Source organism: Streptomyces sp. 150FB, from assembly GCF_000818195.1.
GTDB lineage: Bacteria > Actinomycetota > Actinomycetes > Streptomycetales > Streptomycetaceae > Streptomyces.
Window position 1 is genome coordinate 3,721,922 of record NZ_JTHL01000001.1, and the last position, 15,749, is coordinate 3,737,670.

A 15,749-nucleotide genomic window follows, 5' to 3' on the forward strand; every position below is an offset into this window, starting at 1 on the left:
GGCCGGCCGCCGGCTCAGTCGAACCAGCGGTCCCGCTCCAGCTCAGCCGTCCGCGAGGGGTCCTCCAGCAGCGCCGCCACCTCGAACCGCCGCGGCCACTGCCCGGCCGCCCAGGCCAGCCCCGCGGCCACCCCCTCCAGCGTCGCCGCGTGCAGGACGCCGTCCGGGGTCCGGCGCCAGTCCAACTCCGTGCCGCCCGCGGTGAGTTCCTCGTGTTCGATGTATGTCTCCGGCGCGCCGGGGCCCAGCAGCACCCGTACCGCTTCCGGTACGGCGTGCTCCTCGCCCTCCGTGGTCACCTCGGCGACCACCGTCTCGCTGAGCCGCCGCACCTGGAGCAGCTCCGCCAACTCGGCGGCCCTGGCGGGCGCCACGGGCAGCAACGGAAGGCCGTCGGCCAGCGGCAGCAGGTCCGGTGCGTCGGCGATCACCGCGTCCGCCGCCTCCACGACGCGCAGTTCACCGTCGACGACGGCACGCAGCTCGTCCGGCAGGGTCACCTGCTCGGGGTCGAGGTAGGCGAGCGCCGTGTAGAGGGCGTGCAACTGCTGCGGGCGGACCGGCCGTTCGGGGTCGGCGAGACGGCCGAGCAGTTCGGCGGCGCCACCGGGCTCGTCCAGCAGCGCGGCGACGGTCGTCCGTACGCCCAGCGCGCGCAGCACCTGCGCGTCGTCAAAGCCCGACGCGTCCACCGAGTCGTAGAGCCCCGCCAGCAGCGGATCGCCGCCCGCCGACCGCAGACCCGCCGGACGCCGCCCGTCAAGGACGGGGTGGTCGCGCAGCCACCACGCGGTGTACGAACGCACCGACTCCGTCGTGCCGTCCGGCAGCAGGACCCGTACGGGCGCGGTCAGCGCGTCCCGCAGCGGCGGCCGCGCCAGCAGCGCCAGCGCCTGGGGCCACGCGTCGTCGTCCACGAGGTCCAGGTCCCGCACGGCGACGATCTCGGTGGCGACCGGCGGTACCGGGGTCTCCGGCAGCCGGTCGAGTACGTCCTCGCACCACACGTCGACGGCGTCGAGCAGACCCGCGTCGTCGGGCTCGGCGAAGTCGCCTTCGCGGGGCTCCAGTTCGTCGGGTTCGAGCACGACGTCATGGGCGCGTACGAGCGCGAAGTTCGCCAGCACCCCGCACGCGGCGAGCGGCTGCTCACCCCAGCGCTCGGCCAGCCCCGCGTCACAGAGGGCGAGTTCGTCCTCGCGCATGACGGCGGCGAACGGGCTGCCCGGCAGCACGAGTTCACCGGCCGGTGCCAGCTCACCGTCCTCGTCGGTCAGTGCGAGTGCCCCGAGCCACGGCTCGTCACCGGGCTCAAGTCCCGCATCCCGTACGAGCCTCAGCACGGTCTCGGCCAGCTCCTCGGCGTCGGGCGCGTTCGCGTCCTCGTCCCAGATGTCCCCCACGTCGAGCGAGGCGGCAACGGCCGCCCGCACCTGGGGGGTTGTCAGCACGGCGCGCGGCGTGGCGGGCAGCGCGCCCAGCTTCTCCAGCAGCGGATGCGCGGCGTCGGGGTGCGCGACCTTCAGCCCGAGCCTGGCCAGGTCGGCGGGCGCCTCGGTGTCGGGCAGCGGCAGCAGGATGTGCCGGGGGCCGATGGTCGTACGGCCGTCGGCCAGCGGTACGGGCAGCCCGGACAGCCGGTCGGGGTCGACGCCGGCGAGCGACTCGTACAACTGCCGCCACCAGAGCGGCGGACGCTCGGCGCCCGCGATCCGCTCGATGGCGTCACCGAGCGGCAGCCGGCCGACGCCCAGCGTGCGCAGCTCCGTGCGCCGCTCGAATCCGGCGGGGAGCAGCGTCGGCAGCACCTCGGCCAGCACCTGTACGGTGTCGGCGCCCGCGCCCTCGACGACCTCGGCCTCGAAGGGCCGCAGCGCCTTCATCTCCTCGCTCGGCGAGGCGGGCGCGAGGAAGGCGACGCGGGGCAGGCGTTCCAGGATCGCGGCGCGCAGCCGCCCGTCCAGCTCGCCCTTGCCGAGCGGTCCAGGGACGAGGTCGATGGTGCCGGTGGAGACGGGCTCCCAGGCGCCGAGCAGTTCGGCGTACGCGTCGGCGGCCCGGCCGACGAGAAAGTCGGTGAGCGGTCCCGGCGCCGGGTGCCTGCGTGTGGTGTCCAGCGGGAACGAGGCGATCAGCAGCGCGGGCACGCCGAGCGGCTCGTCGGTGGGGGTCGGCGCGTGGACGACGGGCGCGGTACGCGGCCGGGCGGGCGCGCCCTCGCCGTCCACGGGCACGGCCCAGGTGATGGACCAGTAAGGGCGCAGCCGCTCCTCGACGGGCCGCCCTTCGAGCAGCGCGGGGGCGGTCGTACCGCTGTGGCTGACGACCCGCCAGCGATGGATGTCCCCACCGCCCGCGCTGTCGTCGACGTGGACGTAGGGACCGTCCGTGGACCGCCGCAACACCCGTTCGCCTTCAGGGGTTTCGACCACGATGCGGGCGAGGCCCGGCAGGGTCAGCAGCAGCGCGTCGTCGATGGCGGCGAGCAGCCGCTCGACCAGGTCGAGGGCGGTGCCGTCCCGCAGCGGAAGGATGACGACGGTGTCGTACCCCTCGGGGGCGCTGCCCTCGGCGGGCAGCGGCAGACGCAACAGAGGGACGTGGCCGTCACGGCGGCGCAGCTCGTCGGCGAGGCCGGCGGCCGAGGCCGAACCCGTGGATTCCGTGGAACCGGTGGAACCCGGGGACTCCGTGGATTCGGCCTCCGCCACCTGCCGGGCGAGATCGCGCGCCTCGCCGAGCGACCACCGGACACCGCCGTGCCGCCCGACAACGGCGGGCTCGTCACTGACGGCGAGCACGGCGGCGAAACCCACACCGAAGCGCCCGACCGCGGTCTCCTGCTCGTCGCGCTTGGCCGAGGCGCGCAGGGTGGAGAGCGACTCGACCCCCGCGGCGTCGAGCGGCGCCCCGGTGTTGGCAGCCACGAGGACAGCGGGGCCCTCCTCGGTGCCGGGGCGCAGGGTCAGCTTGAAGCTGCCCCGCACCCCGGCCCTGGCCGCCGCGTCGGCCGCGTTCTGCGCCAGCTCCACGACCAGCCGGTCACGGTAGCCGCCGAGCGCGAGATCCTCCTCGGCGTTGGCGTCCTCCCGGAACCGCGCGGGACTCGCGGCCCACGCGTCGAGCACTCCGCGCCGCAGCCGCGCCGTTCCGAACGGGTCGGCCCCCTCGCTCGTCGTGACGCTCACGCTGTGACTCCACTCTCTCCGCCGCACCGGTCCAGGGGGCCGATCCGCATCCGTTACCTGTGCGGCGAAGGTACCGCGCCGCCGGCCTCGGCTTCGCGGCGCACCGTGTCCTTACCTCACGTCGCCCGCGCTCACGAGCGCCACCCGGTGGTTGTACTGAATGGTGTACAGACGGTCCGCCCCCGTCACCAGCGTGTCGCCGGTGGGGAAGAAGTCGTCCGTGGGGACGGCCGGTTGGGTGGCCACGTACGCCTGGCCGGCCGGCAGTGTGTAGAGGGTGAAGGGTGTCTGCGTCGACGGCGAGAGGCCCGCCGGGTACTCCGACGGCTGCGGATAACCCGAACCGTAGAGGGGGGCCGACGTCGAGGCCGCCGCCCTGACGATCCGCACCCCGGTGGCCGGTGTGGTGTTCCTGCCGCCCGGGTTGTCGAACCACACCTTCTGGCCGCTGAACCAGATCGCCGTCCAGGTGCCGCTCTGCCCGGCGACCACGAACTGCTGGCCGTCGGAGATGGTGTTGCCCCAGTCGTGGATCGAGTCCGTGCCGCCCTCGGGCGCGTTCGGATGGACCGCCTGGTCGCCGAAGAGCGGAGCCGTCGCGCTCGGCGCCGTACGTACGTAGAGGGAGTTGGACGGCGCCGACTTGACGGCGCAGGCCGGGGTGGCGCCGCTCGGGTCGTCCGCCGGGCAGACGGTGGTGCTCTGGAGGTTGCTCGCGAAGTCGGGGGTGATCGTCACCGCGGACCCGACCGGCGCTCCGCCGTGGTGGGCCGGCTTCTTGAGGCCGGTCCCCAGCATCCGCATGAACCCGGACCAGTCCCAGTACGGGCCCGGGTCCCAGTGCATCCCCGCGACGTAACTGTCCTGCGGGCCGGGCACGTTGTCGTGTCCGATGATGTGCTCGCGGTCCAGCGGGATGTCGTAGCGCGCGGCGAGGTACTTCACGAGGTCCGCCGTCGCGCGGTACTGCGTCTGCGAGTACCAGGTGGCGCCCTGCGCGGCGAAGCCCTCGTGCTCGATCCCGATCGAGTGCATGTTGAACCAGTAGTTGCCCGCGTGGAACGCGATGTCCTTGTTGGCCACCATCTGCGTCACCGCGCCGTCGGAGGCGCGCATCAGGTACTGCGAGGCGTCCCCGCTGCCGGCCGTCTGGAAGGTCTTGATGGCCGAGTCGTAGGACGACTCGGTGTCGTGGAGGACGATGTACTTGATGTCCACACCGTCGGCCGGACGGTTCGCCACCTGGCCGTTGGAGGGTGCGGCGGCCAGGAAGGTGCAGTCCACGGTGGCCGGGCACTCCGTGCCGGCCGCCTTCGCTGCGCGCAGTCCGAGCTGCCCCAACTGCCCGGTGGCCGGCCTTACGGAGGGCTGCGCGGTCAGTTGTACGAGCTGCCCCTCGGCGGTCTTCCGCCGGGCGCCGCTCCGCAGCGTGCCGTACACGCGGTCGGCGAACGTCCCCGCCGCCTTCGCGTCCGGTGACGCGCTGTAGCGGGCGACGGCGCCGTACCAGTCCGCCGGGTCCGCCGACGTACCGCCTGTCAGGGAGCGTTCGTACGAGGCGAGCAGCGCCGCGCCGCCCCGGATGTTGTCGCGCCCGCCGCCGCGCAGCCGCTCGGCGGGGAGCCCGGTGAGCTTCGCCGCCGCTGTGAGGGTGTGCAGGGACGGGTCGGCGGCGAAGGTGGCGAGGTCGCCACGGCCCGCCGCGCCCGCTTCACCCCCGGCCACCATGGCGGGGGTCACATCGGTGAGGTTCATGGGGCCGTAGCCACCGCTGGTGTTGTAGCCGCCGGTGTGCGCGTCCCAGAGGGACTCCTGATACGCCACACCGAGCAGCACCGACTCGGGTACGTGGAACTCCGCGGCGGCCGCCGCGAAGTCCGACTGGCGGTCGGCGGAGGCCGGTTGACCGGTCTGGGTCGCCTGTGCGGTGGCCGCCGACACGAGCGCCACGCATCCGGCGGCGATCGCGCCGCCCGCGATGATCGCCTGGATCGTCCGTCGCGTGTTCCGTCTGTGCGACCGCGGCCGGACCGGTTCGGGCTGATGGTCGTGCAAGGGTGCTCTCCTCGTTCCGCGTTGCTCTGTCCCCCCGCGGCTACCGCTCCGAGCGGCCTGCCCACAGCACCAGCTTTCCTTATGCCGGCCTCACGCGTTTCACCGGCTCGCACCTTCGGGCAATGGACACTTCCCGTTCACACTGCCGTACCCCATCAGCGCCTATGGTCCCGGTGAAAGCTTGGCAAAGCCACACAAAGATTCGCTAGGAGCTGTTGTGAAAAGACGCGTGCGTAGTGCACGGACGTGGGCCGCGCCCGTAGCGGCGGCTGCCGCCGCCGCAGTGGCGACGATGGTCATCAACCCGACGTTCGGCGCGTCGGCGAGTGCGCCTCAGGCCGCGCCGAAGGCGAAGGCCCCGGTCGCGAAGAACGTCATCTTCATCAACGGTGACGGCATGGGCGCCGCGGCACGCGAGGCCGCCCGGCTCAACCAGGCCGGTCTCGACAGCCAGTTGGCGATGGACAAGCTCGCCGCCTCGGGCCAGCTCACCACGAGCCCGCACGACCCGAAGGCCGTCATAACGGACTCGGCCGCCGCCGCCACCGCGTGGGCCACCGGCGAGAAGACGTACAACGGCGCGATCAGCGTCGACGTCGACGGCAACCCGCTGGCGACGCTGGGCCAGCAGGCCAAGGCCGCCGGCAAGGCCACCGGTCTGGTGACGACCGCGCAGGTCACCGACGCGTCCCCGGCGGCGTTCTTCGCCAACACCGCGGACCGCGCCAAGCAGGACGAGATCGCCCGCCAGTACCTCGAAGTCAGCAAGCCCGACGTGATCCTTGGCGGCGGCGAGGACTGGTGGCTGCCCAAGGGCACGCCCGGCGCGTTCAAGGACAAGCCGGCCGAGGACACGGCCGAAGGCAGCGTCGGCACCAAGGGCAACCTGATCAACAAGGCCAAGAAGGCCGGTTACTCGTACGTCTCCAGCGCCAAGCAGCTCGACAAGGCGAAGGACGGCAAGATCCTCGGGCTGTTCAGCAACGAGGAGATGTTCCAGCAGCGCGCCGAGGGTCAGGGCGATGTGTACAGCCCGGTGGTCGACCTGCCCACCATGACGACCAAGGCCCTGAGCAGCCTGGACAACAACAAGAAGGGCTTCTTCCTCATGGTCGAGGAGGAAGGCGTCGACGAGTTCGCGCACAACAACAACGGCACCCGGGTGCTCCAGTCGATGCAGCAGTTGGAGAAGACGGTCGCGGTCGCCCGCGCGTACGTGGCGACGCACCCCGACACCCTGCTGGTCGTGACCGGTGACCACGAGACCGGCGGGCTCGCCGTCGAGGAGGCCGACACCACCGACGAGTCCGGCGACGGCATCTCGGCCGAGGACGGCCCCTTCACGATCCGCGGCAGCGACAAGTCCTTCTACATCGACTGGACGACGTCCGGCCACTCCAGCGTGAACGTGCCGGTGACGGCGAGCGGACCGCTGTCGGACCGCTTCACGGGCGAGCACCCCAACACGTATGTGCACGAGGTGCTCCAGCAGGTGCTGGCGCCGCGCCGCTGAACGCGATGAGTCAAAGGGACGGTGCCCGGGGCCGAGGCCCCGGGCACCGCTCTTCACTCATGCACCCGACGAGCGGCGGAACTTCAGCACTTGTCCCCGACCGCGTCGATCAACTTGCCGAACGACTTCTGGTAGTTGTCGGCGTAGTCGCCCGCGCGCACCGTACGGCACGCCTTGGTGCCGCCCTTCCAGTCGATGAAGCCGGCACTTCTGTTGGCCCGGAACGAGCCGACGTGGTCCGTGAATTGGGACGGCAGGTCGACGTACCCGCCCTTCCACGTGTAGAGCTGACCTCCCCCGTTCGCCTTGGTCCAGAGACAGACCGCGTTGGCCGCGCAGCCGGGTGCGGCCTGCGAAGGCGTGGCGGTGGCGAGTGTGGTCAGTGTCATCGCCCCGGCAATCAGCATCGCGCGTGCGGTGTGTTTCCTCATGCGTCTCCCTCTCCGTACTCTCCAAGTCGCGAATAACGCGCCTCGGTCAGTATCAGGCAAAGTCTGAGGAATCGTCAGATAGGTCTGATGTTCGGGTATTTACCGAATCGAGCATCAGGCGCCCCACAGAAGGAAGTCGTCGCGCGATCACCTCCGCGCACCACCTTCACGCCCCCCAACGCTTCAGGCGCCCCCCGTACGTCAGGGGAGACATTCAGCCGCGCCGGGCACCCATCCGGGTGCGGAGGGCCATGCCCGGCAACATGACTCGAACATTGCCAAATCCTGAAAAGATTCGGTGTGTCGTTTTACCACTTCTTGGTTTTCTGTAAATCTGTGCCCATCAGTACCTCGAAGGGAATTCGCCTGCACGCGAGTTCCGGCACAAGGAGAGAACATGCGCTACGGCGACGCCTTACGCGAAGCGGTTGAATCCCCCCGCACCACACCGCTCATCGGTATCTATGACATGTACTCGGCGTCCATCGCCGCTCAGCACTACAACGGCTTCTTCGTCTCCGGATTCGGGTTCGCCGCCTCGCACTACGGGCTTCCGGACATCGGCTTCATCGCCTGGCCCGACATGGTGGCCTTCGCCGAGCGGCTGCGCCTCGCCTTCCCCCAGCACCACCTGCTCGTTGACATCGACGACGGATACGTCGATCCCGAGGTCGCGTGCCATGTGGTGCAGCGGCTGGAGCGCGCCGGCGCTTCCGGTGTGATCCTGGAGGACCAGAAGCGACCGCGCAGATGCGGACACGCGGACGGCAAAATCATCCTCCCGCTGGACGAGTACCTCGAGAAGTTGAATCTGGTGCTCAGCAGCAGAGAAGACCTTCTCGTGGTGGCGCGTACGGACGCGACGGAGGAATCCGAGATCATGCGCAGGGCCCAGGCGTTGGCGGAGACGGACGCCGATGTCGTCCTCGTCGACGGCGTGCGGAGCGTGGAATGGATTCGTAGGATCCGTTCCGTCACCGGCTCCAAGCCGCTGCTCTTCAACCAGATCGCCGGCGGTAAATCACCGAGACTTTCCCTGACCGAACTCTCCGATCTCGGCGTCAATATCGCCATCTACAGCACTCCATGTCTCTTCGCCGCGCACGGCGCGATCGACGGCGCACTCGTCGATCTGAAGCAGGCCGACGGACGGCTGCCCGACACGGCGGAGACCGGCGCTGTCGGCGTCGCCGGATCCACCCGGCTGCTGGAGAAGAACATGAGCAGGCACCACGTGACCCACCAGCCGGCGTCGGTGTGAGAACGAACCTGATTCCCCGGCGCCTGAGCCGGTCCCTCCGCACGTACGCGTCCACAACGGGCGTCGTCGTGGCGGCCACAGCGAGTGTCGCCGGCGCCCTCTGCGGCGGCGGCCTCGCACACGCCGCCACCACGGCTCCCCCGCAGCCGGTGGGCGTCACGGGCGCCGACTGCGACGAGTGCGACGAGCCCCAGCGCGGCGGTGGCCGGCACATCGGCCTCCTCGTGGTCGACAACTCCTCGGCCGACTCCTGGCTTGAGGTGGACCGGACGCTCAACACACTGATCGGCAGCAAGGGCACCGCCGGCAGCGACCACGACGGTGGCGGCGGCGCGATCGACATGCGTATCGGAGATCACTCGGGCTCCGGCTCAGGCACGGGATCCGCCGAATCCGGCGAGGACGGGGATTGATGTGAGTTCGCTGTCCTGGCCGAAATCCTGGCCAGGCCGTCTGGGGAGGGCGGTCGACCCCTATGTCGCCGCCCTCCTTGGCACGGTCGCCCTCGCCGCGCTGCTGCCGGCCTCCGGCCGTACGGCCGTGGCGGTGGGCGGCGCCGCCGATGTCGCCATCGGTCTGCTCTTCTTCCTCTACGGCGCCCGGCTCTCCGCCTCCGAGGCGCTGGCCGGTCTCCGGCAGTGGAAGCTGCACCTCGTCGTGGGCGCGAGCACCTTCGTCCTCTTCCCGCTGCTGGGGCTGGCCGCGAGCGGCCTCGTCCCCTCCCTCCTCAGCGACCGGCTCTACACGGGCCTGCTGTTCCTCTGCATCGTCCCCTCAACCGTCCAGTCGTCCATCGCGCTCACGTCGACGGCCCGGGGCAACGTCCCTGCGGCGATCTGCGCGGGCACGTACTCCAGCCTCGTCGGGATGGTCGCCACCCCGCTGCTCGCCGCCTGGCTGATCGGTTCCACGGTCGGTTTCTCGGCCCACGGTCTGCTGACCATCGGTACGCAACTGCTGCTGCCGTTCCTCGCCGGGCAGGTGCTGCGCCGCTGGATCGCGCCCTTCATCGGCCGCCACAAGAAGAAACTCGGCCTGCTGGACCGCTTCTCCATCCTTCTCGTCGTCTACACCGCGTTCAGCAGAGGCATGACCGAGGGCATCTGGCACCAGGTCACCCCGGGGCGGCTGGCCATCCTGCTCGGCCTGTCCGGCGCGCTGCTCGCGCTGGCGCTCGGGCTCACGTCGTTCGCCGCGACGCGGCTCGGGTTCAGCAGGGAGGACCGCGTCGCGATCGTCTTCTGCGGCTCCAACAAGAGCCTCGCCACCGGGCTTCCGATGGCCGCCGTGCTGTTCGGGGGCGCCGCAGGGCCGGTGATCCTGCCGCTGATGCTGTACCACCAGACGCAGTTGATGGTGTGCGCGGTGATCGCGGGCCGGTGGTCCAGGCAGTCGGGGGCCCAAGTCGCCCTGCCCACAGCCAGTCCCGTCCCTGATTCCGTCGGCGACTCCGAGGCCGGTTCCGGCTCCGGGCTCGCCGTACGAGTCCGGGGAGCCGCGAGCTGAAGCCGTCGGCGCTCCGTGTGTACTACGGAGCCGCCGGCGGCCAGGCCTCGCCGTCCAGCACCCCGAGCACGTACGCCCGCGCCACCAGCGCCGTACGCCCGGGCACGCCCCAGAGCCGCGCGAGCCGTCCGAAGTGGTAGTTGACGCCGTCGGCGGTCATGCCGACGGCGCGCGCGATCGCCTCGGTGGTCGCTCCCGCCGCCGCCAGCGCCAGCAGTCTCGTCTCCACCGGGCTCGCGGGCTCGCGCTCCTTGACGAGCCGCGCCGGAGGACGCTCCTGCCCGCCGCGTACGCGCAGCAGCACCAACAGGCCCTGCGGCGCGCCCGGGGAGTCACTCATCGGGTCGACCGACAGCTCTCCGTAACGGTCGCCTCCCCCGGCCGCCTCCCAGCTCACCTCGATCGGGTAGCGGGAGCGGTGGCCGCGCCGCAGCGCCTCGGTGATCCGGTCCACCTGCGTCGCCGACGTGGGGCGCAGCAGGCCGAGTACGTTACGGCCGCGCAGCCGGCCCGGGACCGTCCCCCACTCCTGGGCCATCGCCGGGTTCGCCAGCAGGATGGTGCCGTCGGTGCGGCATACGGTGGCGGGCACCGGGACCCGGTCGAACAGGGCCAGGGCGCGGTTGCGCCATACGACGGCGTCGCCGTGCGCGTCGTCGGGGAAGGCCGGCAGGTCCGGCAGGTCCGGCAGGTCCGGCGTCCGTGCGTGTTGCGGGTGTTCCGCGCGTTCCGGCCGTTCCGGGTGTTCCGGTGGCTCGCCCACGTACCGCTCCCCCTCCCTCTCCGCGCTGCCACAAGGGCCTCGCGGGAACAAGCATGAACCACCGATGGCCACTACAGGATCATGTAGCGCCGTCCGCCGTCGCCGTACGTATGACAAGTGAGGCTTGCACTCAGGCAACGCTCGTCCCGCGAAAGGCAGTTCTCCCCCCATGTCAGACCCCACGCCGTCCCCCGTCCGGCCCGAGACCGCCCCCGACGACGGCGTGCCGCTCGTCGACGTGTCCACCCGGCCGCCCTCCCGCAGGCCGATCCAGGACGCGATGGACCTCCTCCGGGAGCACGGCCCGGTGGTCCGGCGCAGGCGGCACGGCCGCGACACGCTCTTCGTCGGCGACCTCGGCCTGGTCACCGAACTCGCCGACGACCAGCGGTTCGCCAAGCACATCAACCCGGCGCTGGACAACGTGCGCGCGATCACCGCCGACGGCCTGTTCACCGCGTACAACGACGAGCCGAACTGGGCCAAGGCGCACGACATCCTCATGCCGGCGTTCGCGCTCGGCTCGATGCGTACGTACCACCCGGCGATGCTGGAGGTCTCCCGGCGCCTGATCGCCGCCTGGGACCGGCACGCGGCCGACGGCACCCCCGTCGACGTACCCGCCGACATGACCCGCATGACGCTGGACACGATCGGCCTCTCCGGCTTCGGCTACGACTTCGGCTCCTTCGAGAGCGACGAGCCGCATCCCTTCATCTCCGCCCTGGTCCGCGGCCTGAACTGGTCGATGGCGAAGATCATGGACAAGCCGGGCGAGGACCACTCCGAGCGCGACGAGGCGTTCCGCGCCGACGCCGACTACCTGGCCTCGGTCGTCGACGAGGTGATCTCGGCGCGGGTCGCCTCCGGCGACACCTCGACCGACGACCTGCTCGGCCTGATGCTCCAGGCGCGCCACCCCGGGGACGGCACCACGCTGGACACGGAGAACATCCGCAACCAGGTCATCACCTTCCTGATAGCCGGACACGAGACGACGTCGGGCGCGCTGTCGTTCTCCCTCTACTACCTGCTGAAGCAGCCGTCCCTGCTGCGTCTGGTGCAGCGCGAGGCCGACGAGCTGTGGGGCGATGTCGCCGACCCCGACCCGGCGTACGAGGACATCGGCAGGCTCACGTACACCCGCCAGGTGCTCAACGAGGCGCTGCGGCTGTGGCCGACCGCCGCCGCCTTCAGCCGTTCGCCGCGCGAGGACACCTTGCTCGGCGGCCGTATCGAGGTGAGCGCCGGGCAGGACGTGGTGATCCTGACGCCGATGCTGCACCGGCAGCCGGTGTGGGGCGACAACCCCGAGCTGTTCGACCCGGCCCGCTTCACCGCCGAGGCCGCGGCGGCCCGCTCGCCGCACGCGTTCAAGCCGTTCGGTACGGGCGAACGCGCCTGTATCGGGCGGCAGTTCGCGCTCCACGAGGCGACGATGCTGCTCGCGCTGCTGGCCCACCGCTTCCGGCTGATCGACCAGGACGACTACCAACTGTCGGTGAAGGAGACCCTCACCCTCAAGCCGGAGGGCCTCACCCTCACACCTCAGGCGCGCACGTCGGCCGACCGTACGGCGAACACCGCGGCGCTGCCCGCGTTCGGCACCTCGGCCGCCACCGATGAACTCTCCGCCGCCGACTCCTCGCTGCCGACGCGCGTACAGCGGTCCACCGGCGCGCTGTTCCTGCACGGCAGCAACTACGGCACCTGCAAGGGGTTCGCCGCCCAACTGTCCGACTTCGCGTCCGAGTTGGGCTGCGACACGGAGGTGGCGCCGCTCGACGCGTACGCCTCGGGGCTGCCCACCGACCGGCCCGTCGTCATCACCACCGCCTCCTACAACGGCCAGCCCACCGACGACGCCATCGCCTTCGCCGGCTGGCTCACCGACGCGGAACCGGGCGCGGCCGACGGGGTCACGTACGCGGTCCTCGGTGTGGGCGACCGCAACTGGGCGGCGACGTACCAGCACATGCCCACCTGGATCGACGACCGGCTCGCCGCGCTGGGCGGCACCCGGCTGCTGGAGCGCGCCGAGGCCGACGCCTCGGGCGATCTCACCGGCGCCGTAACCGAGTTCACCGCCGGGCTGCGCACCGTACTGCTGACGGAGTACGGCGACCCCGACTCGGTCGGCGCCGTCACACCGTCGGACGCGGGCCCGGCGTACACCGTCACGGAGATCACCGGCGGCGATCCGCTCGACGCGCTGGCGGGGCACCACGAGATGGTGCGTACGACCGTGGTCGAGGCCGCCGACCTCACGCGCGCGGGGCACCCCAAGGTCAAGCGCTATGTGCGGCTGGCGCTGCCGGAGGGCGCGTCGTACCGTACGGCCGACCACATAGCGGTCCTGCCGGTCAACGACCCGGCGCTGGTCGCCCGGGCGACCGCGCTGCTGCGGGTCGATCCCGACACCGTCCTCAACATCACCCCCACCAGGGCCCGGCGGGACGGCCTGGCCGTGGACCGGCCGCTGACCGTACGCGAACTCCTCAGCCGGTACGTCGAGTTGCAGGACCAGCCGACGGCGGCGCAGTTCGCGGCGCTGGCCGAACTCAACCCCTGCTACCCCGAGAAGGTCGCGCTCGCCGTACTCGCCCAGGACGACGAGGCGCGGGAGGCCGACTGGCGCACGCTCCTCGACCTGATCGAGGACCACCCGGCGCTGCGCGAGACGCTGACCTGGCCCCAACTGCTGGAGCTGCTCCCGCCGATGAGGTCCCGGCTGTACTCGATCTCGTCCTCGCCGATGACCGATCCCGGCCATGTCGACCTGATGGTCTCGCTGGTGGACGAGCCCGCGCGGTGCGGGCGCGGCGACTTCAGGGGAGCGGGCTCCGGCTATCTGAACGCGGTGCGGGCCGGTGACACCGTTCTGGTGCGGATCCAGCCGTGCCGTGAGGCGTTCCGCATCTCCCACGAGGACGAGTCGCCGATCATCATGATCTCGGCCGGAACCGGCCTCGCACCCTTCAGGGGCGTGGTCGAGGACCGCGTCACCCTCGCCGCCCGGGGCGTCCAACTGGCCCCTGCCCTCTGCTACTTCGGCTGCAACGCACCGGACGCGGACTATCTGCACGCGGGTGAGTTCCGGGCGGCGGAGCAGGCGGGCGCGGTGACGATGCGGCCGGCGTTCAGCCGGGCGCCCGTCGACGGCGCGCGGTACGTACAGCACCGGATCGCCGCCGACGCCGAGGAGTTGTGGAAGCTGCTCGACCAGGGGGCGCGGGTGTACGTGTGCGGCGACGGCGCCAGGATGGCACCGGCCGTCCGGGAGGCCTTCCTGACGATGTACGCGGAGCGCACCCCGGGAGCCGACGGCGCGGGCGCGGGCGACTGGCTCCAGGCGCTGGTGGCCGGGGGCCGGTACGTGGAGGACGTCTACGCGGGCTGAGCGGCGGGAGGGGTGAGAGCGGTGGAGCCGACAGGGCCGGTCGGCAGGACGAACTCCGGCCGGTCCCACATCACGGCGGGCGGATGGGCGGCGTCGGTCCCGGTGTACCGGGCGCCGACGCTGCGGTAGAAGCCCTCCGCCGGCGGATGCGAGACCACCCGCACACCGTCCACCCCGGCGGCGCGCGCCCGGTCCGTCATATGCGCGACGAGCAGCCGCCCGATGCCGCAGCCCTGGAGATCGTCGGCGACGAACAGCAGGTCCAGCTCGGGCGGGTCGAGCACGAGGGCGTAGAAGCCGAGCACCCGGTTGCCCGGGTCGACGGCCAGGAAGACCTGGTGGGTCTCGATGTAGTCGGGGCCCACCCGGTATCCGGCGATCATCGGCGCGTACGGGCCCTCGTAGGCGCTGGAAGCCCGTACGAGCCTGGTGAGCCGCTTGGCGTCACGCGCCGTCGCACGCCGGATCGTCATAGTCGACGTCATGACGTGAATATTACGGACGGGCCGGCGGAAGCCGCACAGGGGACGCCGGAGGAGGATGATGGAGGTATGGACAGCGAAAGCACGACGTTCCTCGCCCGGGCCCGCCTGTGGGCCGGGTCCGCCGCTGAGTCCGCCTTCGAGAACCCGGGCCTGCTGGGCGTATACATCCTGGGCGGGCTCACGATCTTCTGGATCATCGAGGGCAACACGTACGGCATCGCCACCTCACTCGTCTCGATGGCCGTGTCCCTGATCGTCGCGAGGCGCTTCGCCCGCCGCTGACCGGACGCGGCCGACACGACAGGCCGACAAGACGCCGACAAGACAGAAGGCCCCGGCTGGACGGGGGGGACCAGCCGGGGCCGCTCAACGTGGTCACGGAGGGCGGTCGCCTCGCGGCGAAAGGCTCCATGGGGCTTCAGCCGAACGATCTTCCCCATGGGCTATAGGTGAGGCCCGGGGACACTGTCCCCTCCGCAGCCACGTACTGCACAACCGAGGACCGGATGGAGATATTCCGGCGCCCCGCGATCGGCCGCACGGCAGAGCGGCAGAGCGGCAGACTGTGCGCATGACATGGATCGCGCCGCCGGTCGAGCGCACCACGGCGCTGGCCGACCTGACCGCCGTATCAGAGCGCGCGACACTCGAAGGATGGCTGAACTGGCACCGGGAGACCCTGCTCGCCAAGTGCGCGGGACTCGACGGAGAGCAGTTGGCGCGGGCGGCCGTCGAACCGTCCAGCCTCACGCTCCTCGGACTGGTCCGGCACCTGGCGGAGGTGGAGCGCTCGTGGTTCCGGCGGAGCTTCGCGGGTGAGGAGATCGGTGACGTCTTCACCGGGCCTTCGGACGGCGACGAAGGCCTGGAGGGGGTCGACGCGGCCCGCGCCGAGGAAGACTTCGCCGCGTACGTGGCCGAGACCAGTGCGTGCGACGCCGTGGCGGCCGGGCACGGTCTCGACGAGACGTTCGTGTCGTCGCGCGGCGTCACCCTCGGCCTGCGCTGGGTCTACACGGTCCTGATCCAGGAGTACGCCCGCCACAACGGCCACGCCGACCTACTGCGCGAGCGGACCGACGGGGCCACCGGCGACTAGGCCCTGTCCGGCCCTGGCCCTGTCCGGCCCTGGCCCTGTCCGGGGCCC

The 15,749-nt window shown here is 71.3% G+C and carries 12 protein-coding genes; 7 read left to right on the forward strand and 5 right to left on the reverse strand.

The annotated features are described in order from the left end of the window. Nucleotides 1-14: 14 nt before the first annotated feature. Both QR77_RS15930 and QR77_RS15935 read right to left on the reverse strand, forming a co-directional pair. A complete protein-coding gene (locus tag QR77_RS15930) occupies nucleotides 15-3,188 on the reverse strand; it encodes a hypothetical protein (RefSeq protein ID WP_040022454.1) in 3,174 nt (1,057 codons plus the stop codon). Between the two features lie 111 nt (nucleotides 3,189-3,299). Continuing rightward, nucleotides 3,300-5,171, reverse strand: coding sequence for an N-acetylmuramoyl-L-alanine amidase (locus QR77_RS15935; protein WP_236711117.1), 1,872 nt, complete (start codon nucleotides 5,169-5,171; stop codon nucleotides 3,300-3,302). Nucleotides 5,172-5,472: 301 nt separating this feature from the next. On the opposite strand from QR77_RS15935, the gene QR77_RS15940 reads away from it, so the two are divergent. Further along, on the forward strand, nucleotides 5,473-6,756 hold the full coding sequence (locus QR77_RS15940) for an alkaline phosphatase (RefSeq protein WP_236710674.1): 1,284 nt from the start codon (nucleotides 5,473-5,475) through the stop codon (nucleotides 6,754-6,756). A gap of 83 nt (nucleotides 6,757-6,839) precedes the next feature. Here QR77_RS15940 and QR77_RS15945 read toward each other — a convergent pair whose 3' ends face one another. Further along, entirely contained in the window at nucleotides 6,840-7,187 is a 348-nt protein-coding gene (locus QR77_RS15945; protein WP_040022455.1) for a peptidase inhibitor family I36 protein, read from the reverse strand. Between the two features lie 397 nt (nucleotides 7,188-7,584). On the opposite strand from QR77_RS15945, the gene QR77_RS15950 reads away from it, so the two are divergent. From QR77_RS15950 to QR77_RS15960, 3 genes are read left to right on the forward strand one after another with little or no spacing between them, the layout of a single operon-like run. After that, entirely contained in the window at nucleotides 7,585-8,448 is an 864-nt protein-coding gene (locus QR77_RS15950; protein ID WP_040022456.1) for an isocitrate lyase/PEP mutase family protein, read from the forward strand. After that, a complete protein-coding gene (locus QR77_RS45910; RefSeq protein WP_052488791.1) occupies nucleotides 8,445-8,861 on the forward strand; it encodes a hypothetical protein in 417 nt (138 codons plus the stop codon). Before QR77_RS15950 ends, QR77_RS45910 begins: the two co-directional genes overlap by 4 nt. A gap of 1 nt (nucleotide 8,862) precedes the next feature. Continuing rightward, a complete protein-coding gene (locus tag QR77_RS15960; protein ID WP_236710675.1) occupies nucleotides 8,863-9,954 on the forward strand; it encodes a bile acid:sodium symporter family protein in 1,092 nt (363 codons plus the stop codon). 22 nt (nucleotides 9,955-9,976) lie between these two features. On the opposite strand, the gene QR77_RS15965 is transcribed toward QR77_RS15960, so the two are convergent. Further along, the gene (locus QR77_RS15965; protein WP_347359780.1) at nucleotides 9,977-10,717 is read right to left on the reverse strand and encodes a PAS domain-containing protein; all 741 of its coding nucleotides are present in this window, start codon (nucleotides 10,715-10,717) and stop codon (nucleotides 9,977-9,979) included. Between the two features lie 169 nt (nucleotides 10,718-10,886). Between QR77_RS15965 and QR77_RS15970 the strand changes: the two genes are divergently transcribed. Beyond that, complete coding sequence (locus QR77_RS15970; protein WP_040022457.1) at nucleotides 10,887-14,117, forward strand: cytochrome P450; 3,231 nt, start codon at nucleotides 10,887-10,889, stop codon at nucleotides 14,115-14,117. Here QR77_RS15970 and QR77_RS15975 read toward each other — a convergent pair. Further along, the gene (locus tag QR77_RS15975) at nucleotides 14,105-14,602 is read right to left on the reverse strand and encodes a GNAT family N-acetyltransferase (RefSeq protein WP_236710676.1); all 498 of its coding nucleotides are present in this window, start codon (nucleotides 14,600-14,602) and stop codon (nucleotides 14,105-14,107) included. The genes QR77_RS15970 and QR77_RS15975 overlap by 13 nt on opposite strands. Nucleotides 14,603-14,668: 66 nt before the next feature. Here QR77_RS15975 and QR77_RS15980 point away from each other — a divergent pair, with 66 nt between their 5' ends. Continuing rightward, nucleotides 14,669-14,884, forward strand: a complete 216-nt coding sequence (locus tag QR77_RS15980) for a hypothetical protein (RefSeq protein WP_040022458.1) — start codon at nucleotides 14,669-14,671, stop codon at nucleotides 14,882-14,884. A gap of 289 nt (nucleotides 14,885-15,173) precedes the next feature. Beyond that, nucleotides 15,174-15,701: a DinB family protein gene (locus tag QR77_RS15985; protein WP_040022459.1), complete on the forward strand. Its 528-nt coding sequence runs from the start codon at nucleotides 15,174-15,176 to the stop codon at nucleotides 15,699-15,701. Nucleotides 15,702-15,749 lie beyond the last annotated feature (48 nt).